15 protein-coding genes, 1 pseudogene and 1 riboswitch are annotated in these 20,433 nt (G+C 72.0%); of the genes and pseudogenes, 9 read left to right on the top strand and 7 right to left on the bottom strand.

Features of this window, described 5'->3' with window-relative positions:
- Positions 1-42: 42 nt before the first annotated feature.
- From ABVB68_RS09145 to ABVB68_RS09165, 5 genes are all read left to right on the top strand, one after another.
- Positions 43-1,311, top strand: coding sequence for a sensor histidine kinase (locus ABVB68_RS09145; protein WP_353600377.1), 1,269 nt, complete (start codon positions 43-45; stop codon positions 1,309-1,311).
- Positions 1,312-1,848: 537 nt separating this feature from the next.
- The gene (locus tag ABVB68_RS09150) at positions 1,849-3,198 is read left to right on the top strand and encodes a sensor histidine kinase (protein WP_353600378.1); all 1,350 of its coding nucleotides are present in this window, start codon (positions 1,849-1,851) and stop codon (positions 3,196-3,198) included.
- Between the two features lie 412 nt (positions 3,199-3,610).
- Positions 3,611-4,270 carry a LuxR C-terminal-related transcriptional regulator gene (locus tag ABVB68_RS09155; RefSeq protein WP_353600485.1) on the top strand — a complete coding sequence of 220 codons (660 nt, stop codon included), beginning with the start codon at positions 3,611-3,613 and terminating at the stop codon, positions 4,268-4,270.
- A gap of 719 nt (positions 4,271-4,989) precedes the next feature.
- Positions 4,990-6,918, top strand: coding sequence for a 2-oxoacid:acceptor oxidoreductase subunit alpha (locus tag ABVB68_RS09160; protein WP_353600379.1), 1,929 nt, complete (start codon positions 4,990-4,992; stop codon positions 6,916-6,918).
- On the top strand, positions 6,911-7,972 hold the full coding sequence (locus ABVB68_RS09165) for a 2-oxoacid:ferredoxin oxidoreductase subunit beta (RefSeq protein WP_353600380.1): 1,062 nt from the start codon (positions 6,911-6,913) through the stop codon (positions 7,970-7,972). The genes ABVB68_RS09160 and ABVB68_RS09165 overlap by 8 nt, the downstream gene beginning before the upstream one ends.
- A 13-nt stretch (positions 7,973-7,985) precedes the next feature.
- On the opposite strand, the gene ABVB68_RS09170 is transcribed toward ABVB68_RS09165, so the two are convergent.
- Complete coding sequence (locus tag ABVB68_RS09170; protein ID WP_353600381.1) at positions 7,986-8,402, bottom strand: winged helix-turn-helix transcriptional regulator; 417 nt, start codon at positions 8,400-8,402, stop codon at positions 7,986-7,988.
- Positions 8,403-8,551: 149 nt separating this feature from the next.
- Here ABVB68_RS09170 and ABVB68_RS09175 point away from each other — a divergent pair, with 149 nt between their 5' ends.
- From ABVB68_RS09175 to ABVB68_RS09185, 3 genes are all read left to right on the top strand, one after another.
- A complete protein-coding gene (locus ABVB68_RS09175) occupies positions 8,552-9,406 on the top strand; it encodes an NAD(P)H-binding protein (RefSeq protein WP_353600382.1) in 855 nt (284 codons plus the stop codon).
- 158 nt (positions 9,407-9,564) lie between these two features.
- On the top strand, positions 9,565-10,650 hold the full coding sequence (gene rarD, locus ABVB68_RS09180; protein WP_353600383.1) for an EamA family transporter RarD: 1,086 nt from the start codon (positions 9,565-9,567) through the stop codon (positions 10,648-10,650).
- 72 nt (positions 10,651-10,722) lie between these two features.
- Positions 10,723-11,199, top strand: a complete 477-nt coding sequence (locus tag ABVB68_RS09185; protein ID WP_353600384.1) for a VOC family protein — start codon at positions 10,723-10,725, stop codon at positions 11,197-11,199.
- Positions 11,200-11,699: 500 nt separating this feature from the next.
- Here ABVB68_RS09185 and ABVB68_RS09190 read toward each other — a convergent pair whose 3' ends face one another.
- From ABVB68_RS09190 to ABVB68_RS09210, 5 genes and pseudogenes are all read right to left on the bottom strand, one after another.
- The gene (locus ABVB68_RS09190; protein ID WP_353600385.1) at positions 11,700-12,713 is read right to left on the bottom strand and encodes a hypothetical protein; all 1,014 of its coding nucleotides are present in this window, start codon (positions 12,711-12,713) and stop codon (positions 11,700-11,702) included.
- A 503-nt stretch (positions 12,714-13,216) separates the two neighbouring features.
- Complete coding sequence (locus ABVB68_RS09195; protein ID WP_353600386.1) at positions 13,217-14,101, bottom strand: ABC transporter permease; 885 nt, start codon at positions 14,099-14,101, stop codon at positions 13,217-13,219.
- Positions 14,088-15,095, bottom strand: a pseudogene (locus ABVB68_RS09200) (ABC transporter ATP-binding protein). Before ABVB68_RS09200 ends, ABVB68_RS09195 begins: the two are co-directional and overlap by 14 nt.
- Positions 15,096-15,128: 33 nt before the next feature.
- Positions 15,129-16,331: a LolA family protein gene (locus ABVB68_RS09205; RefSeq protein ID WP_353600387.1), complete on the bottom strand. Its 1,203-nt coding sequence runs from the start codon at positions 16,329-16,331 to the stop codon at positions 15,129-15,131.
- A gap of 614 nt (positions 16,332-16,945) precedes the next feature.
- The gene (locus tag ABVB68_RS09210; protein ID WP_353600388.1) at positions 16,946-17,956 is read right to left on the bottom strand and encodes a polyprenyl synthetase family protein; all 1,011 of its coding nucleotides are present in this window, start codon (positions 17,954-17,956) and stop codon (positions 16,946-16,948) included.
- Positions 17,957-18,687: 731 nt separating this feature from the next.
- A riboswitch (cyclic di-AMP (ydaO/yuaA leader) is annotated at positions 18,688-18,865 on the top strand.
- A gap of 5 nt (positions 18,866-18,870) precedes the next feature.
- Here ABVB68_RS09210 and ABVB68_RS09215 point away from each other — a divergent pair.
- Positions 18,871-19,359, top strand: a complete 489-nt coding sequence (locus tag ABVB68_RS09215) for a transglycosylase SLT domain-containing protein (protein WP_353600389.1) — start codon at positions 18,871-18,873, stop codon at positions 19,357-19,359.
- Positions 19,360-19,513: 154 nt separating this feature from the next.
- On the opposite strand, the gene ABVB68_RS09220 is transcribed toward ABVB68_RS09215, so the two are convergent.
- A complete protein-coding gene (locus tag ABVB68_RS09220; protein WP_353600390.1) occupies positions 19,514-20,326 on the bottom strand; it encodes an HAD family hydrolase in 813 nt (270 codons plus the stop codon).
- Between the last annotated feature and the right edge of the window lie 107 nt (positions 20,327-20,433).

Here is a 20,433-nt window from a genome sequence, read left to right on the forward strand (position 1 = left end):
CCGCATGGCGCGGAGGGTGCCGCGCACGGCAGGCTGGCCGGTATGACCGCTCCCAGCTCCGCCGCCGACCGGACCGACGGCACCGACCGGACCGACGGCACCCACGGCTCCCACCGGACCCGCTCCGACCGGACCGGTGCCGGCCGGACCGGTTCCGGTTGGACCGGTGCAGACCGTCTGCCCCGGCCTCGTCCGGCCTACGACGCGTACACCTGGAAGGAGATCGCGCATCTCCTGCTGAACCTGCCCGTGGCGGTGTTCGGCTTCGTCTACGCCGTCACGGCGCTGGCCACCGGGGGCGCCCTCACCCTCACCGTGATCGGTCTGCCGCTGCTCGCGCTCAGCCTGCTGGGCGCCCGCCAACTGGGCAAGCTGGAACGGTTCCGGGCGCGGAAACTGCTCGGCGTGCGGGTGGAGGAGCCGACGCCGCTGCCCCTCGCCAAGGGCGGTGGGCCGGCCCAGCGGCTGTGGATGGCGCTGAAGGACCCGGTGGGCTGGCGGACGCTGTTGTACGACGCCATCCGGCTGCCCTGGGGCATCCTCACCTTCTGCACGGTGCTGGTCTCGCTGTTCGTGCTCTGGCCGGTGCTGCCGTACCTCGCGCGGGGGCTCGCGAACGTCGACCGGGCCTTGGTGCGGGGCCTGCTGTCCCCCTCGGACGAGCTGGAACGCCGGATCGCCGAACTGGAGTCCGACCGCGGGGTCGTGGTCGACACGGCCGCGGCGGATCTGCGCCGGATCGAGCGCGACCTGCACGACGGGGCGCAGGCCCGGCTGGTCAATCTGGCGATGGGGCTCGGCCTGGCCAAGGAGAAGCTGCTGGAGGACCCGGACGCCGCGGCGGCGATGGTCGACGAGGCGCACGGTGAGGTGAAACTGGCCCTGCAGGAACTGCGTGACCTGGCCCGGGGCATCCATCCGGCCGTGCTCACCGACCGGGGCCTGGACGCGGCCCTGTCGTCGGTCGCCGCGCGCTGCACGGTGCCGGTGAAGGTGAGCGTGGACCTGCCGGACCGGCCGGCGGAGGCCATCGAGGGCATCGCCTACTTCACCGTCTCCGAGCTGCTGCAGAACATCAGCAAGCACAGCCGGGCCCGGTCGGCCGCCATCGACGTGTGGCGCTCGGACACCCGGCTGCTCATCCAGGTCCGGGACGACGGGCAGGGCGGGGCCCGGCTCGACGGCGGCACCGGTATGCGCGGCCTGGCGGACCGGCTGGGCGCCGTGGACGGCCTGTTCGTGCTCGACTCACCGGCCGGCGGCCCGACGGTGGTCACCGCGGAACTGCCGTGGCGGGACCGGAAGGCGTAGCGCGCCCGGTCGCACCACGTCGCAGCGCGTCCGGTCGCACGGAGGTGTGTCGCCGCCCGCTCGTACCAAGTCGCAGCTCGTCCGGTCGTACGGAGGCGTGGCGCGCCCGATCGCACGGAGGCGTGGCGTGCCCGTCGTACCAAGTCGCACCGCGCCCGGTCGCACGGAGACGTGGCGCACCCGGTCGTACCAAGTCGCACCGCGCCCGGGTCGTACCAAGGCGTGGGTCGCCCGGTGCCCGCGGCGTCCCGGGGGTGGGGAAAACCCCCGGTCCAAGACGCCGACGGCCTTCATGGCTCCGCGACGCGCGACGCATGACTCTTGGGATACGGCTGAGCCGCCGCTCGGACGTCACGACGTGACGCCGGGAAGTCACGGCATCGAGACAACGCCATGCCGCAAAGACCACGGCGCAGCGAGGAACAGGGCGCCGCGAGGAGCGCGGCGCGGCGAAGACCACGGCGCCGCGAAGAGCGCGACCTCGACGAGACGCCACGTCGGGAACACACGAGGACCAGAAGGACGGGACGGCATTCGATGGCCACGGACTACGCACACGGGTACGGGCACGGGCACGGGCACGGGCGGCCCGCCGGAACCGGTCACCGGCTGCCCGCCGCGCTGCGGGCGCCGTTCGAGGCGCGCGCGTGGCGTGAGTTCGGCCATGTCCTGCTGAGCCTGCCGATCTCCGTCGTGTTCTTCACCTGGACGGTGTCGATGGTCTCGCTGGGGGCGGGCCTGCTCGTGACGTTCCTCGGCGTCCCGGTGCTGGCGGCGGCGCTCGCCGGCTGCCGCGGCTTCGGCGCGCTGGAGCGGGCGCGGGCGCGCGGGCTGCTCCACCTGGAGGTGGCCGCCCCGGAGCCGCTGCGGGTCCCCAAGCCGGGAGCGCCGGCCTGGATGGGCGCGGTCCTCAAGAGCGGCGCGTCCTGGCGGCATCTGCTGTACGCGCTGGTGCAGTTCCCGTGGGCGGTGTTCTCGTTCTCCGTGGCCGTGGCCTTCTGGACGGTCGGCTGGGCGCTGCTGACGTATCCGCTGTGGTTCTGGGTGTTCCCGGTGTACGCCGGGACCGGCGGTATTCAGCTATACGGCGACACGCACCACAGCGTCTACCTCGACAACCCGTTCGAGATCACCGTGACGGCGCTCGTCGGACTGCTCTTCACCCTGGCCACGCCGTGGCTCGTACGGGCCCTGACGACCGTGGACGGGCTGCTCGTACGAGGGCTGCTGGGGCCTTCGCCGCTGTCGGCGCGGGTGGAGGAACTGGAGTCGGACCGGGGGGTGGTGATCGACACGGCCGCGGCGGACCTGCGGCGCATCGAGCGGGACCTGCACGACGGGGCGCAGGCCCGGCTGGTCGGCCTGGCCATGGACCTGGGCCTGGCGAAGGAGAAGCTCCAGGAGGATCCGCAGGCCGCCGCGCGGATGGTGGAGGAGGCGCACGGCGAGGTGAAGACGGCGCTGCAGGAGCTGCGCGAGCTGGCCCGGGGCATCCATCCGGCCGTGCTCACCGACCGGGGCCTGGACGCGGCCCTGTCGTCGGTCGCCTCCCGCTGCACGGTGCCGGTGCGGGTCGAGGTCGACCTGCCCGCGCGGCCCGCCCCGGCCATCGAGGGCATCGCCTACTTCACCGTCTCGGAGCTGCTGCAGAACGTCAGCAAGCACAGCCGGGCCCGTTCCGCCTCCGTCGACGTGTGGCGCTCGGAGGACCGGCTGATGCTGCAGGTGAGCGATGACGGCGTGGGCGGCGCGGACGTCTCCGGCGGTTCGGGCCTGGCCGGCCTCGCCGGACGCCTGGACGCGGTGGACGGCATCCTCATGGTGGACTCGCCGGCCGGCGGTCCGACCCGCGTGATCGCGGAACTGCCCTGGCGCACGCGTCTGTGAGGCGTAGCGGGCCCGCGTGGGGACAGACGTCCGCCCGGACCCCGCCGGCCCGGCCAGGATCCGGAAACCCCCTGCCGGGCGCGGCATGACACCCGCCGCGCCCGGCCACGCGCGCTAGGGCCCGCCGTCACGCCAGGCCACGCCCGGCATGACCCACCTCCACGCCCGGCCATGCCCGGTAGGGCCCACCGCCACGCCCTGCCACACGCGGCATGCCCCACCGTCACGCCCGGTATGACACTCCGTCCGACCCGGCACGACGTCACGCCGTGCCAGGCGTCGCCCGGTGCGGCGGCGGCGCGGGCCGAATGCTGGAATGCTGGGCTTCCGTATGGACGCGCGTCGGGGACGGGCATCGTCGGACGCCGTCGCGGTGACGGGGTGTGGGGGCCGGAGGATCGTGGAGGACAGGGTGCGGGTGGTCATCGCCGAGGATTCAGTGCTGCTCAGGGAGGGCCTGACCCGGCTGCTGACCGACCGTGGGCACGACGTGGTGGCCGGTGTCGGGGACGCGGAGGCGCTGGTGAAGACCATCGCCGAGCTGCACGCGCAGGACGCGCTGCCGGACGTGGTGGTGGCGGACGTACGGATGCCGCCGACGCACACGGACGAGGGGGTGCGGGCGGCCGTGGCGCTGCGCAAGGCGCACCCGGGGCTCGGGGTGCTGGTGCTGTCGCAGTACGTGGAGGAGCGTTACGCCACCGAACTGCTGGCCGGGTCCAGCCGGGGGGTCGGGTATCTGCTCAAGGACCGGGTCGCGGAGGTGCGGGAGTTCGTCGACGCGGTGGTGCGGGTGGCCGAGGGGGGTACGGCGCTGGACCCGGAGGTGGTCGCGCAGCTGCTCGGACGCAGTCGCCAGCAGGACGTGCTGGCGGGGCTCACCCCGCGCGAGCGCGAGGTGCTCGGGCTGATGGCCGAGGGGCGGACGAACTCGGCGATCGCCCGGCAGCTGGTGGTCAGCGACGGGGCCGTGGAGAAGCACGTCAGCAACATCTTTCTGAAGCTCGGTCTGGCCCCGAGCGGCGGTGACCACCGGCGGGTCCTGGCCGTCCTGACGTATCTGAACTCGTGACGCCCGCCTGCCTGCCGTCGGCCGGAAGCCGCAGCCGGTTGCCGTAGCCGGCGGCCGTGGCCGGAAGCCGAAGCGGTGACCGTCAGCCGGAAGTCGTAGCCGGTGGCCGTGGGCCGGAAGCCGGTGGCCATGCCCGGAAGCCGTAGCCGATGGCCGCCGGCCGGAAACCAGTAGCCATACCCGGAAGCCGTAGCCGATGGCCGCCGGCCGGAAGCCAGTAGCCATACCCGGAAGCCGTAGCCGATGGCCGCCGGCCGGAAGCCAGCAGCCATACCCGGAAGCCGTAGCCGATGGCCGCCGGCCGGAAGCCAGTGGCCGCAGCCGGCAGTCGGAGCCCGTGGCCGTAGCCGATGGCCGCCGGCCGGAAGCCAGTGGCCGCAGCCGGCAGTCGGAGCCCGTGGCCGTAGCCGATAGCCGCCGGCCGGAAGCCGGTGGCCGCAGCCGGAAGCCGGAGTCCGTGGCCGGAAGCCGAGGTCAGGGGCCGGACGTGGGAGCGGGGGGCGGCGGACGGAGGAACCGGGGGACGCGCGCGGAGCGCTTTGAGGAGCGCTCGAGAGATGCGGGACATCATGGGGGCCAGCGCGACAGGCCGTCTCGAAATGTCATCCGATCCGCGGATGACCTCGGGAGGGCGACCCTTACCGACGTAGGGTTGATCCTGGGATGGTCCGTGGGACAGACCACGCCCCGGACAGCCGCCTCGAAGGAGGTCCAGTTCAGTGACCAGCCAGGTCAGCAGCCCAGCGGAGCAGGCCGACGAAGCCGTCGTAGGAGAGCAGCGCACACCGGGCGGAGTGAAGGACGTGCGGCGCCTGGACCGGGTGATCATCCGGTTCGCCGGCGACTCGGGTGACGGTATGCAGCTCACCGGGGACCGGTTCACCTCGGAGACCGCGTCCTTCGGCAACGACCTCTCCACCCTGCCGAACTTCCCCGCCGAGATCCGCGCCCCCGCAGGCACCCTGCCCGGTGTCTCCTCGTTCCAGCTCCACTTCGCCGACCACGACATCCTCACCCCGGGCGACGCGCCGAACGTGCTGGTCGCGATGAACCCGGCCGCGCTGAAGGCGAACATCGGCGACCTGCCGCGCGGCGCGGAGATCATCGTCAACACCGACGAGTTCACCAGGCGCGCCCTGCAGAAGGTGGGCTACGACAGCTCGCCGCTGGAGGACGGCTCGCTCGACGGCTACAGCCTGCACCCGGTGCCGCTGACCACCCTGACCGTGGAGGCGCTGAAGGAGTTCGACCTGTCCCGCAAGGAGGCCGAGCGCAGCAAGAACATGTTCGCGCTGGGCCTGCTGAGCTGGATGTACCACCGGCCCACCGAGGGCACCGAGAAGTTCCTGAAGTCGAAGTTCGCGAAGAAGCCGCAGATCGCGGAGGCCAACATCACCGCGTTCCGGGCCGGCTGGAACTTCGGTGAGACCACGGAGGACTTCGCGGTCTCCTACGAGGTCGCCCCGGCCGCCAAGGCCTTCCCGGTCGGCACCTACCGCAACATCTCCGGCAACCTGGCCCTGGCGTACGGCCTGATCGCGTCCTCGCGGCAGGCGGATCTGCCGCTGTTCCTGGGCTCGTACCCGATCACGCCGGCCTCGGACATCCTGCACGAGCTGAGCCGGCACAAGAACTTCGGTGTGCGGACCTTCCAGGCGGAGGACGAGATCGCGGGCATCGGCGCGGCGCTGGGCGCTGCGTTCGGCGGCTCGCTGGCGGTCACGACGACGTCCGGGCCGGGTGTGGCCCTCAAGAGCGAGACGATCGGGCTCGCGGTGTCGCTGGAGCTGCCGCTGCTGGTGATCGACATCCAGCGCGGCGGCCCGTCCACCGGTCTGCCGACCAAGACCGAGCAGGCGGACCTGCTGCAGGCGATGTACGGCCGCAACGGCGAGGCGCCGGTGCCGGTCGTGGCGCCGAAGACCCCGGCGGACTGCTTCGACGCGGCGCTGGAGGCGGCCCGGATCGCGCTGACGTACCGGACTCCGGTCTTCCTGCTCTCCGACGGCTATCTGGCCAACGGCTCCGAGCCGTGGCGGATCCCGGACCTGGAGGAGCTGCCGGACCTGCGTGTGCGGTTCGCCTCCGGTCCGAACCACACCCTGGAGGACGGCACCGAGGTCTTCTGGCCGTACAAGCGGGACCCGCGGACGCTGGCCCGGCCGTGGGCGGTCCCGGGCACGCCGGGCCTGGAGCACCGCATCGGCGGCATCGAGAAGCAGGACGGCACGGGCAACATCTCCTACGACCCCGCCAACCACGACTTCATGGTCCGCACCCGCCAGGCCAAGATCGACGGCATCGAGGTCCCGGACATCGAGGTCGACGACCCGCAGGGCGCGAAGACGCTGGTGCTCGGCTGGGGCTCGACGTACGGCCCGATCACCGCGGCGGTACGGCGGCTGCGCACGGCCGGCGACTTCATCGCGCAGGCGCACCTGCGCCACCTCAACCCCTTCCCGCGCAACCTCGCAGGCGTACTGAAGAGATACGACAAGGTCGTGATCCCGGAGATGAACCTGGGGCAGCTGGCCACCCTGATCCGGGCGAGGTACCTGGTCGACGCCCGCTCCTACAACCAGGTCAACGGCATGCCGTTCAAGGCGGAGCAGCTCGCCACGGTGCTGAAGGAGGCCATCGATGACTGACGCCACCCACGGGCTGCTGCAACTGGTCCCCAAGGCCGAGGCCAAGCAGTCGATGAAGGACTTCAAGTCCGACCAGGAGGTGCGCTGGTGCCCGGGCTGCGGTGACTACGCCATCCTCGCCGCCGTGCAGGGCTTCATGCCCGAGCTGGGGCTGGCCAGGGAGAACATCGTCTTCGTCTCCGGGATCGGCTGCTCCTCCCGTTTCCCGTACTACATGAACACGTACGGGATGCACTCCATCCACGGCCGCGCCCCCGCCATCGCCACCGGGCTGGCCGCCTCCCGCCGGGACCTGAGCGTGTGGGTCGTCACCGGCGACGGCGACGCCCTCTCCATCGGCGGCAACCACCTGATCCACGCCCTGCGCCGCAACGTCAACCTGAAGATCCTGCTGTTCAACAACCGGATCTACGGTCTGACCAAGGGCCAGTACAGCCCGACCTCCGAGGTCGGCAAGATCACCAAGTCCACGCCGATGGGCTCCCTGGACGCACCGTTCAACCCGGTCTCGCTGGCGATCGGCGCGGAGGCGTCCTTCGTGGCACGCACGATCGACTCCGACCGCAAGCACCTGACCGAGGTGCTGCGCGCCGCCGCCGACCACCCGGGCACGGCCCTGATCGAGATCTACCAGAACTGCAACATCTACAACGACGGCGCCTTCGACGCCCTGAAGGACAAGCAGCAGGCCGACGAGGCGCTGATCCGCCTGCAGCACGGGCAGCCCATCCGCTTCGGCGCCGACGGCACACGCGGTGTCGTACGCGACCGGCAGACCGGCGACCTGAAGGTGGTGACGGTGACCCCTCAGAACGAGGCGGACATCATCGTCCACGACGCCCGCACCGCGTCCCCCACCACCGCGTTCGCCCTGTCCCGGCTGGCGGACCCCGACACCCTGCACCACACGCCCATCGGTGTCTTCCGCTCCGTCGAGCGGCCGGTGTACGACTCGGCGATGGCCGATCAGCTCGACGCGGCGATCGAGCAGCGGGGCAAGGGCGACCTGTCCGCTCTGCTCGCCGGCGGCGACACCTGGACGGTCCTCGGCTGAGTCCGCCTGCGTGTCACGAGGCCCGGGACCTCTGTTCCCGGGCCTCGTCGTATGCCTGGCGGGCCTTTTCGACCTCGCCCAGGCGGTCGTGGGTCCACCGGGCCAGGGTGCGCACCTGCTCCGCCGCCTCACGGCCGAGGCCGGTGAGCGAGTAGTCGACCCGGGGCGGGATGACCGGCTTGGCGTCCCGGTGGACCAGACCGTCGCGCTCCAGGGTCTGGAGGGTCTGGGTGAGCATCTTCTCGCTGACCCGTCCCACTTCGTCGATGGCCCGGCGCAGCTCGCTGAACCGTCGCGAGCCCTCCAGCAGTTCGATCAGGACGAGGACGCCCCAGCGGCTGGTGACGTGCTCCAGGACGAGCCGGTAGGGACACAGGGCCTGGGCCTCGGCCTCGGGTCCGGTCCGCGTCCGTCTGCTACTTACCGTCATGCCAGTACCTTACTTCAAAGTGGGTACTTTCCAATAGATAGTGCGGCTCCTAGGGTGAGTGGCACAGCCGATGAGTGACACAACCGGTGAGTGGCACGGCCGGTGAGTGGCACGGCCACCCCCGCAACCCCCGCAAGGAGCCAGCGAACATGAGCATCGTCGTCACCGGAGCAACCGGACACCTCGGCCGGCACGTGGTGGAGCAGCTGCTGGAGAAGGTTCCGGCGGAGCGGATCACCGCGGTCGTGCGTGACGCGGACAAGGCCGCCGGCCTGGCGGCCCGTGGAGTGCGGCTCGCCGTCGCCGACTACAACGCGCCCGAGACCTTCGACGGCCTGTTCGCGGCCGGTGACAAGGTCCTGCTGATCTCGGGCAACGAGTTCGACCGGGGCCGGGTGCGGCAGCACACGGTCGTCATCGACGCGGCGAAGGCGGCGGGCGTGGCGCTGCTCGCGTACACCAGCGCCCCCGGCAGCCTGACCGCCGCGCTGGCCGACGACCACCGGGCCACCGAGGAGGTGCTGCTCGCCTCCGGCCTGCCGTACACGCTGCTGCGCAACGGCTGGTACCACGAGAACTACACCGAGAACCTGGCCCCGGTGCTGGAGCACGGCGCGGTCGTGGCGGCGGCCGGCGCGGGCCGGGTCTCCTCGGCCTCGCGCGCCGACTACGCGGCCGCCGCGGTGGCCGTGCTCACCGGCGAGGGACACGAGAACGCGACGTACGAGCTGGGCGGCGACGAGGCCTGGAGCTTCGCCGAGTACGCGGCCGAGCTGAGCCGGCAGACCGGCCGGGAGATCGTCTACAACGCCGTCCCGGGCGAGACGCAGAAGGGCATCCTCACCGGCGCCGGGCTGCCGGAGCCGCTCGCCGAGATCCTGGTCGGTGTCGACGCGTCGATCGAGAGGGGCGAGCTGGTCGTCTCCACCGGGGATCTCGCGCGGCTGGCCGGCCGCCCGACCACCCCCCTCGCCGAGGCGATCAGCGTCGCCCTGAAGGGCTGAACCGCTCCCCGAGCCACGCCCTGAATCCCCCCAAGAACCCCGCCTGAGCCACCCGCCGCCCGCCTGTCATGACCGTATGGCGATACGGGCATGACAGGCGGATACGATCGGCGTTACCGTCGTTCGCGCGTGGCTGCGACAAGCAAGAGGGAGGGCCCGTGGCCGGGACGTCCAAGGGTGAACACCGGATAGGCCTGCTGAACGGCTTCGCCGCCTACGGCATGTGGGGGCTGGTCCCGCTGTTCTGGCCGCTGCTCAAGCCCGCCGGGGCAGCCGAGATCCTGGCCCACCGGATGGTGTGGTCCCTGGTCTTCGTGGCCGTCTCCCTGCTCTTCGTACGGCGCTGGGCCTGGGCCGGGCAGCTGCTGCGCCAGCCGCGCCGGCTCGCGCTCGTCGCCGTCGCGGCGGCCGTCATCACGGTGAACTGGGGCGTCTACATCTGGGCCGTGAACTCCGGCCACGTCGTCGAAGCCTCCCTCGGGTACTTCATCAACCCCCTGGTCACCATCGCGATGGGGGTGCTGCTGCTGAAGGAGCGGCTGCGCCCCGTGCAGTGGGCGGCGGTCGCGACCGGCCTCGTCGCCGTCGTCGTGCTGACCGTCGGCTACGGCCACCCGCCGTGGATCTCGCTCTGTCTCGCCTTCTCCTTCGCCACCTACGGCCTGGTGAAGAAGAAGGTGGCCCTCGGCGGCGTGGAGTCACTGGCCGCCGAGACCGCGATCCAGTTCCTGCCCGCCCTCGCCTACCTGCTGTGGCTCATGGCGCACGGTGACTCCAGCTTCGTCAACGACGGAACCGGGCACGCCGCCCTTCTCGCGTCCACCGGATTCGTCACCGCACTGCCGCTGGTCTGCTTCGGCGCGGCGGCGATCCGCGTGCCGCTGTCCACGCTCGGTCTGCTGCAGTACCTGGCCCCCGTCTTCCAGTTCCTGCTCGGTGTCCTCTACTTCGGCGAGGCGATGCCGCCCGAGCGCTGGGCCGGGTTCGCGCTGGTCTGGGTGGCGCTGGTGCTGCTCACGGGCGACGCGCTGCGCAACGCGCACCGGACGGCCCGCGCCCTCGCCGCGACCTCCGAACGGGGCCTCTCCGCACCGAGCCTGTCCGATTCGAGTCTCTCCGACTCGGGTCTCCTGGCGACCGCGCCGGACCCTTCCGAACCGGGCCTCGCGGCGCCGAGCCTCTGCGCGCCTGACGCCCCCCAGCCGGAAACCTCCGCGCCGGACGCCGGGGCGGCGAGGCCGTAGCCGGCGGGCGCCGCAACCGTCGTACGGGAATTTTGCTCGTCCGGCCGGCGGTCCCGGCTATAAGTGGTGACCATGACCGCGCCCCCCGAACCCACACCCGCCCCGCTGCACTGGAAGCTCGTCATCGACGCGGGCGACCCGCACACCCAGGCCGACTTCTGGGCCGCCGCGCTGCACTACACGGCCGAGGACAACAGCGCGCTGATCGAACGGCTGCTGGAGCTCGGCACGCTGCCCGGTGAGGCCACCGTCGAGTACCACGGCCGTCCGGCCTTCCGCGACCTGATCGCCGTACGGCACCCGGGCGATCCGTACGACCTCGCGACCGGTACCGGGCTCGGGCGGCGGCTGTTGTTCCAGCGCGTGCCGGAGGCGAAGACCGGCAAGAACCGGCTCCACCTCGACCTGCATCCCGGCGAGGGACTGCGGGCGCAGGAGGTGGCACGGCTGGAGGCGCTGGGCGCGCGGGTGCTGCGGGAGGTGAAGGAGGCCTCCGGAGCGTGGGTGGTGATGGCGGACCCGGAGGGCAACGAGTTCTGCGTGCACTAGCGGCAGCGGTACTCAGCACGCGGTCCTCGCCGCACCGGTCCCGCGGTCGACCGCGTCTCGCCGGCAGGCATGTGCGGGTATGGGGCGGGCTGAGGCTGCGCAGTGCGGGCCGGGTCAGGCCTGTGCCGTACGGGCCACAGGCTGGGGCTGCATGCGGGCCTCATGGCTGTGCCCCGTACGGGCAACAGGCTGAGGCTGCGCGGTGCGGGTGTCAGGCCTGTGCCGTACGGGCCACAGGCCAGGGCAGTGCGGGCGTCAGGGCCGTGCGACGCGGACCGGGTCAGGCCTCCTGTGCCGTGCGGGACGCCCGATCGGTGAGGCGGACCATGCGCGCGCGGGCGGATCCCAGCGGCCGCCGGTCACCGGCTGGACCTCGCCGTACGGGCCGGGTCAGGCCTCCTGTGCCGTGCGGGACGCCCGATCGGTGAGGCGGACCATGCGCGCGCGGGCGGATTCCAGCGGCCGCCGGTCACCGGCTGGGGCTCGCCGTACGGGCCGGGTCAGGCCTCCTGTGCCGTGCGGGACGCCCGGTCGGTGAGGCGGATCATGCGCGCGCGGGCGGATTCCAGGGGCCGCGGGTCGTCGGCCGCGGGGCCCGGCTCGGCGGCGAGGTCGGCCCACAGGTCGATCAGGTCGCGGCCCATCCGCAGCCCCTCCTCGGGCTCGCGCACCGCGCGCCAGGCGGTGGCGGCGCTCCGCACGTTGCCGTAGGCCGCCTCCATGTCCCATGCCTGGCGGCGCAGCCGGGCGAGGTCCAGGGACAGGTGGAAGGCGCGGGCCGGGTCGCCCCCCAAGTAGGCGATGTAGGCGGTCAGTTCCCGCAGGTGGAGCACCTCGGCGTGGCGGGGGCCCAGTACGGCCGACGCCTCTGTGACCGTGCGGTCGGCGAGTTCCGCCGCCGCCTCGATCCGGCCCGCCCGCACGGCGTCGTTGATCCGCGTCATCGGCTCGGTGAGCAGTTCGGCCCCCTCCGCGGTCTCGGTCACCGGCTCGTCCCCGAGCACCTCCTCGGCCACGGCGTCGAAACCCCGGGGCGGGGTGTGGGTGGGGGCGTGTGCGGACTCCGGTTCGGTGGACACCGGGGAGTGAGCGGAGGGCGGCGCGTCCATGACCGGAGCGGGGCCGAACCGGTCCGTCGGCTCGGGCGGCGTCCCGAACCGGCGCGTCGGCTCCGGCGGCGTCCCGGTCGGTGCGTCCGCCGTTCCCGGTGTCTCGTTCGCGGCCACCCGGACCGGCTCCCCGGTCATCCGGCTGGAGCCGTCGGCCGAGACCTCCAGCGGAACCACGCAGCCCGCGCACTCGTCGTGGATGGTGGCCCGTATGGGGGCGCCGAGGCTGATGGCCAGGCGCTGGAGGTGGTCCAGGACGGCCTGCTGGATCTGCTCGCCCGGCGCCGCCACTATGTCCGCCCCGTCCACCGACGCGCCGGCCGGCCCGGACACCCGGACGGCCACCACCGCCGGGTGTGCCGCGGGCTGCTGCGCCCGCTTCTTCTCGAAGCTCAGTCGAGACATCGGCCTTCCCTCACTCACCCGGCGTCACGATCCGGTCGTACGCGCCCTGCCGACCAGTGTGTCGGTTCCCGGCGCCTTCCGCGTCACCGCGACGTCACAGCCTCGCACCAGCCGCACCCTGGCGAAAATTGATTGCGCGCACCTAAGCTGCGCCGATCCTGCGTCCTCATCCTCGGCAACTCGGCCGTCCCCGGTGAGGATGCGCTCCGGCGGCCTGCTGCCGGGCGACGGCGGCGGGCCCGGCGACGTGCGCGGGGACACCGCGACGCTCGCGGGCCCGGCGACGGGCCCGGCGACGTCCGGGAAGGACACCGCAGCGCTCGCGGGCCCGGTGACATGCGCGGGGGCGCCGGGGCGCGCGGCAGTGGGCTCAGGCGCACCAAGGCGCCGGGGCGCGCGGCAATCGGCTGAGGCGCATCACGGCGCCGGGGCGCGCCCGGACGTGCTTCGCGCAGGACGCGCCTGCGACCGTCCGCTTCCCGGCGGGACCGTGGCGGGTCCGCTCAGGCGTTGATGTCCTTGACCGTGAACCGCGCCCAGGCCGCCGAGCCGAACACGGCGGCGTACAGGGCCTGGAGACCGAGGTTTTTCACCAGGTCGTCCCAGTAGACGGGGTCGCGCATCAGGTCGGCGAAGGACAGCCAGTAGTGCGGGAAGAGGTACGGCTGCAGCGCGTGCAGCTGGGGTATCTGGTCGAGGATCTGGACGGTGATGAGCAGGCCCACGGTGGTCGCCATCGCCGCGATGCCGCTGTTGGTGAGGGTCGACACGAACAGGCCGAGGGCCGCCACGCCGATCAGTGAGGCGGCGACGACCAGGGCGATCAGCAGGGCCCGGCCAAGACCTTCGGCGAAGCTGATCCGGGTGCCGGATATGGTCGTCACCTCGCCGAGCGGGAACAGCAGGGCGCCGACGATCAGCGCCGACGCGGCGACGACCAGGGTGGCCAGGACGCAGAAGGCCATGACGGTCGTGTACTTGGTCAGCAGCAGGCGCGTGCGGCCGGCCGGAGCGACCAGCAGGTAGCGCAGGGTGCCCGCGCCCGCCTCGCCCGCGATCGCGTCGCCCGCGACGACGCCGACGGCCATCGGCAGGAAGAACGGCAGGGTGGCGGCCAGTGCCGTGAACACCAGGAACAGGCCGTTGTTGGTGATCTGCGAGATGAACGCCGGGCCTTCCCCGCCGCCTCCGCCCGCCGCCGAACCGCCGCTCGTCTCCACTTTCACCGCGACACCCACCAGCACCGGCACCGCGGCCAGCACCCCGAGCAGGGCCAGGGTGCGCCAGCGCCGGAGCGTGGTGACCACTTCGCTGCGCAGCAGCCCGAACGTCCACAGGGGACCCGGCCTGCGTACGGCCGTCGCCTCCATCGCCTCAGCCCGCGACATCGAAGCCCTCCCCCGTCAGTGCCACGAAGGCGTCCTCCAGCGAGGCCCGTTCGAGGGTGAGGCCCCGGACGCGGACGCCCGCGGTGACCAGGGCCGCGGTCACGTCCGCGAGATCGCGCTCGGGTGGCTCGCCGGTGACCCGGTCGCCGTCTGCGGTCACGTCCGCGACGCCCTACTCCTTGAGCACGCGGGCCGCCTCGGCCGGGTCCGGGGTGGTCACCACCAGCCGGCCGCGCGCTCCGGCCGCCAGGTCGGCGACCGCGCCCTGGGTGACGAGCCGGCCCTGGGTCATCACGGCCGCGTGGGTGCAGACCTGCTCGATCTCGTCGAGCAGGTGGGAGGAGAGGAAGACGGTCGTGCCGTCGGCGGCCAGTTCCCTGACCAGGGCGCGGATCTCGCGCATGCCCTGCGGGTCGAGACCGTTGGTCGGCTCGTCCAGCACGAGCAGCCGGCGCGGCTGGAGCAGCGCGGCGGCCAGGCCGAGGCGCTGCTTCATGCCGAGCGAGTAGGCCTTCGCCTTCTTGCCCGCGGCGGCCGCGAGACCCACCCGGTCCAGGGCGGCGGCGACCCGGGCACGCCGGGTGCGGGGATCGGCGGTCGGGTCGGCGGCGTCGTAGCGCAGCAGATTGTCGCGGCCGGACAGGAAGCCGTACAGCGCGGGACCCTCGATCAGCGCGCCGACCTGCGGGAGGACAGCGCGGGCCGACCGGGGCATGGGGCGGCCCAGCACGTGTGCCGTGCCCGCGGTCGGCTCGATCAGGCCCATCAGCATGCGGATCGTGGTGGTCTTGCCGGAGCCGTTGGGGCCGAGGAAGCCGAAGACGCTGCCCGCCGGGACGGTCAGGTCGAGACCGTCGACGGCGAGCTGTCCGCCGCGGTAGCGCTTGGTGAGGCCGCGCGTGGCGATGACGCTCGCCCGCTGCTGACCGAGGTCACGCTCGGGCGTGTCCCCCGCATCGCGCTCCTCCCCCTGCGCGGCGGACGCTGCGTCCATCGGCTCCCTCTCGATCGTCGTGCCCGGAAAGGGTTACTTCCCCGCGTCCGCCGCCTTCACCAGGGCGTCCTTGGTCACGGCGCCGGCGTAGACCTTGCCGTCGTCGGTGATCAGGGCGTTGACCAGGCGGGTGGAGAAGACCGTGCCCTTGCCGAACTTGCCGGAGACCTTGTCGCCGAGGGAGTCGAGGAAGCCGCCGAGGTTCCCGCTCTGGGAACCGGACGGCATACCGCCCTTGGCACCGGTGTCGAAGGTGACGACGGACGTCCAGCCCTTGCCGAGGACCTTGGCGCCGTTCATGCCCCCGGCGAAGCCCCCGCCCGGCTTCCGGTCGTGCTCCCGGGCCTTGGGTCCCTGCTCCGCCTCGGTGACCTTCGCGCCCTTGGGCGGCGTGAAGTCGAAGGTGGAGGCGGCCGGCCTGGCGAAGGAGACCTGGGTGAAGCCGGCGTCGACGACGGCGTCGCCGCCGCTCCTCGGGGTCAGCGTGAACTTCAGCGGCAGGCCCGTCTTCGCGTCCACGGCGATGCTGATCGCGCCGACCGTGGTGCCGGACTGCTTGGGCTTGATCAGCAGCCGGTAGGCGTCGCGGCCGGCGACGTGCGCGGTGCCGTCGACGGTGACGGAGGTGGTGTCGTCCACCGACTTCAGCGCCTTTTCGGCGAAGTCCTTGGGCGTGGCCGGCGGCTCCGCCCGGTGGTCCCGCCGGTCCGGGCCGGCCTCGGTGGAGTGGTAGACCTCGTTGCTCTTGCTGTCGTAGCCCCAGACGTCCTTGCCGTGGTGGATGAGGCTGTACTCGGCGCCCTGCTCCAGCAGAGAGACCTTCTGCCGGTCCGGGCCGTCGGCCGCCACGCGCAGGGTGTGCGTGCCGGTGACCAGCTCCGGGAGCTTGGACTGCGGATCGGCGGAGGAACCGTCGCCGGAACCGTGGGACGAGCCGGGCGCGATGCTGTTCTGCAGACCGCCGAGGTCGGGCAGACCCAGGTCGGTGCTGATCCGCACGGTGCCGGACAGCTGCTGCACGTCCGACTTGGCGATCTTCTCTATGAGCTGCTGGGCGGTGATCCGGGGCAGATCCGGGTCTCCCGAGTTGGCGAGCGCCGGGACCAGCCCGATCGTGGCCGCAGTCACCCCCACCACCGCGACCGGGACGACGTACCGGACCGCCTTGCGCCGGCCGGATCGCGTGTCCTCGCCCTGCGCGGCGGCCGGTGCGTCTTCGGATTCGTACGGTGCCATGTGTGCCTTACCTCCGTCGTCGGCGGCGGCTGTCCTCACGCTGGTCCACCCTGAGCCGCCATTCTCACCCGAATCGGTGAGGAGTGGTGATTTCCCTGGTGTCCATCTGACCAAATCGGCCGTGAGGAAGCGTCAGACCTCGGAGCCAACTCCGTGTACGACTCCGGTATGACATGCGGGGGCGGCAGCGGCCCGGACCCGTAGGGGTCTCGCACCGCGGGCATACGTCAGCCGTACCACCGTCACGTGGGAACCGCATCCGGAAGCATTGCCTGGGAGCACCGCTTGGGTGGGTCCGTTCCGCGGGTGCGTGCTGCTCGTGCGGGCGTTTCCCGGTGCCTGCCACGCGTGCGTGACGTGTGCGTCGGCGGTGGCTGCCACGCGTGCGGGCTGCGCGTGCGGTGGTGGCTGCCACACGTGCGTGACATGTGCGTCGGCGGTGGCTGCCACGCGTGCGGGCTGCGTGCGCGTGCCGCGGGTGCGGGCGTGCGGGCTGCGTGCGCGTGCCGCGCGTGCGGGCGTGGGGCTCCCGCCACGCGTGCGTGCCGTGTGTGCCCGCCCTGCCGGAGACGTCCCCCGCGCGTGTTTTCTTGCGGGGGAGGCCGGTGGGGCGGCTAGCCGGCTCGGTGCACCACCGCGTCGCACAGTTCGAGCAGGGCCGCCTTGGCGTCGCACTCCCTCAGCGGTGCCAGCGCGGCCCGTGCCTCCTCCGCGTACCGGACGGTGTCCCGGCGGGCCTGCTCCAGCGCGGGGTGCGCGCGCAGTGCGGCCAGCGCCTCGGCGTGCCGGGCGTCGTCGCTGAGGTCGGAGTCCAGCAGGTCGCACAGCGCGACGTCCTCGGGCAGCCCCGTCCGGCCGGCCCGCTCGCGCAGTCGCAGCACGGGCAGGGTCGGGATGCCCTCGCGCAGGTCGGTGCCGGGCGTCTTGCCGGACTCGTGGGAGTCGGATGCGATGTCCAGGACGTCGTCCGCGAGCTGGAAGGCGACCCCGAGCCGCTCGCCGTACTGGGTGAGCACGTCGACGACCGTGTCGTCGGCGCCGGACATCATCGCACCGAACCGGCACGCGACCGCCACCAGGGAACCCGTCTTGCCGCTGAGGACGTCCAGGTAGTGCTCGACCGGGTCACGGCCGTCCGCGGGGCCGGCTGTCTCCAGGATCTGGCCCGTGACCAGCCGTTCGAACGCCAGGGCCTGCACCCGGACCGCCTCGGGGCCGAGGTCGGCGAGGATCTGGGAGGCGCGGGCGAAGAGGAAGTCGCCGGTGAGGACCGCGACGGAGTTGCCCCAGCGCGTGTTGGCGCTGTCCACGCCGCGTCGCACGGCCGCCTCGTCCATGACGTCGTCGTGGTACAGGGTGGCGAGGTGGGTCAGCTCGACCACGACGGCGGACGGCACGACACCGGGTGCGTAAGGGTCGCCGAACTGCGCCGCCAGCATCACCAGCAGGGGCCGGAACCGCTTCCCGCCGGCCCGCACGAGGTGCTGGGCGGCCTCCGTGATGAACGGAACCTCGCTCTTGGTGGCCTCGAGCAAGCCTTCCTCGACAGCCGCCAATCCGACCTGGACATCGGCTTCCAGAGCCTGGTCCCGCACGCTCAGCCCGAACGGCCCGACGACGGTCACGAGGGGTCTCCTGTCTGCTGGTGTCTGCTGGCGGTTACACGGTTTGTCGATAGGTCGTTGCCATCACTCAAGTCAGCGTATCCGGTCCTCTTTCGATCACCGATAGCGCCCACCGGTCCAGCCCGGGCGGTATCGGATCATGCCCCCTATGGTGTTGATCGGTCGGTAAGAACGGACATCTATCGACTTAACAGCAGTACGTGCGGTTTGTCGCGGATCGGAGGGTGAGCGGAGTAACGCCGCACCCTCGTCGGGGCACCCGTCTGCCCGGGCCGTCGCACCTCCGACCGCGGCCCGAATCCGCCCGAATCGGTCCGGATCAGGGCGGCGGCCGACCCTCCGCCACACTCCCTCCCCCTCACCGCCGCCACCTCTCCACGGCCTGCGGCAACCCTGCGAAACGACGTGCGGCGCACTCCGAATTCCGCAGTAATCAGACTTAAGAATCAAATCCCCTTAATCTGCAATGTCGGATTTACTGCGTTTTGCTATTTCGTGAATTGGGTCACGTCGAGCAACCTCCGGCCCCACCCGCTCCGCCCGTCGGGTCGCCGCTTCTGCCCTGCGTCATCGGCGAGTTGAGAAGTTGGCAACCGCAAAGGATCAAGTACCCCATACGGCACAGATCAAGGTCAAACAGTGCGTTGTGTGAATCAGGCACTTGTTCCCGACATGTGCTCTCGCATACGTTCCGGGCCGTCGGGCGGAACGCCGAATCCTGCCGCCGCCCGCATAACCCATCGACGAACTCATTCGCAGGGCAGGAGCGGGGGAACCAGGTAAGCCGCCGGACCGGACGACACACGTCGCACCGGAACGGCTAGGGGTGAAGTCGCGCTCTTCGGAGTGCGGCCGGGCACCTCCCCGCCCGAACCCGACAGCTCACCTCGCAGGCGCCGGAGAGGAACACCCCCATGCCTGCTGCCGCTCAGCCCCGCCGCGTTCGCACCAACCGCCTCGTCCGCAAGCTCGCGGTCGTCGGCACCGGTGCCGCCGTGCTCGCCCTTCCGATCATCGGCGCCACCGCCGCCTCCGCGGCCACCCCCACGGCCGCCACGGTGTCCACCACGCCGGCCGGGTACCCGAACAACCTCGACGGCTGGATCCGCGAGTCGCTCGCGATCATGGCCGAGAAGAAGATCCCGGGCACCTACAACGGCATCTACCGCAACATCATGCGGGAGTCCTCGGGCAACCCCTCGGCCATCAACCTCTGGGACTCCAACGCGGCCAAGGGCATCCCGTCCAAGGGCCTGCTCCAGGTCATCGACCCGACGTTCAACGCGTACCACGTGGCCGGAACGTCGTTCAACGTCTACGACCCGGTCGCGAACATCACCGCCGCCTGCAACTACGCGGCCGCGCGGTACGGGTCGATCGACAACGTGTTCGGCGCGTACTGACCTGCCCGTACCGGTGCCCGTCGCACGGCGGACCGGTGCGCTCCGGCACCTGACGGACCGGCGCGCACCGGTGACCGCCGAACGGCGGGCACCGGTGACCGGCCGACGGGCTCGCATCGGTGACCGGCCGAACAGCGAGCTACTGAAGTGCCGGTCAGTCGGTCGGGAAGATTCTTTCGAGGACGACGGCGATGCCGTCGTCCTCGTTCGACGAGGTGACCTCGTCGGCCACCGCCTTGAGTTCGGGGTGGGCGTTGGCCATGGCCACCCCGCGTCCGGCCCAGTGGAACATCGGGATGTCGTTGGGCATGTCCCCGAAGGCCACGGCCCGTTCGGCGCCGATCCGGAGGCGCTCGGCGGCCAGCGCGAGACCGGTCGCCTTGGTCACCCCGCGCGGCTGGAGCTCCACGGTCCCCGGCCCCGACATGGTGACGGTCGCCAGCGAGTCCACCGCCGCCCGCGCCACGGCCGCCAACTCGTCGTCCGACAGAGTGGCGTGGCGCAGCAGTACTTTGCTGATGGGCTCGCACCACAGGTCGTCGCGACGGTCGACCCGGACCGCCGGCAGCGTCGGGTGCGGCATCAGATACCCGGGTTCGATGAGCGTGAGCCCGTCCACGCCGTCCTGGTCGACGGCCGCGTACACCTGCCCCACCTCCGCCTCGATCTTGCCGAGCGCCGTCTCGGCCAGCTCCCGGTCCAGCCGGACCGACCACAGCAGACGGTCGGCGGCGATGTCGTAGATCTGAGCGCCCTGGCCGCACACCGCGAGCCCCGCGCAGCCCAGGTTCGCCAGCAGGGGCCGTACCCGCGGGGCCGGCCGGCCCGTCACCACCAGGTGCCGGGCACCCGCCCCCGCCGCCCGCGCGAGCGCGGCCAGAGACCGGTCGGAGACGGTGTCGTCGCCGCGCAGCAGCGTCCCGTCCAGGTCGGTGGCGATCAGTGCGTATGCGGGGGTGGCTGCCATGATCAGAGAATACGGACACCGCGCCCCGCCGACTCATCCGTCGTTCCACGCACTTACGTGCTGCTCAGCCCCAACTGGTGGCCAAGGTCCGCTCGGTGGCCCGGTGA

Source organism: Streptomyces sp. NPDC096012, assembly GCF_040426375.1.
In the GTDB taxonomy this organism is placed as follows: Bacteria; Actinomycetota; Actinomycetes; order Streptomycetales; family Streptomycetaceae; genus Streptomyces.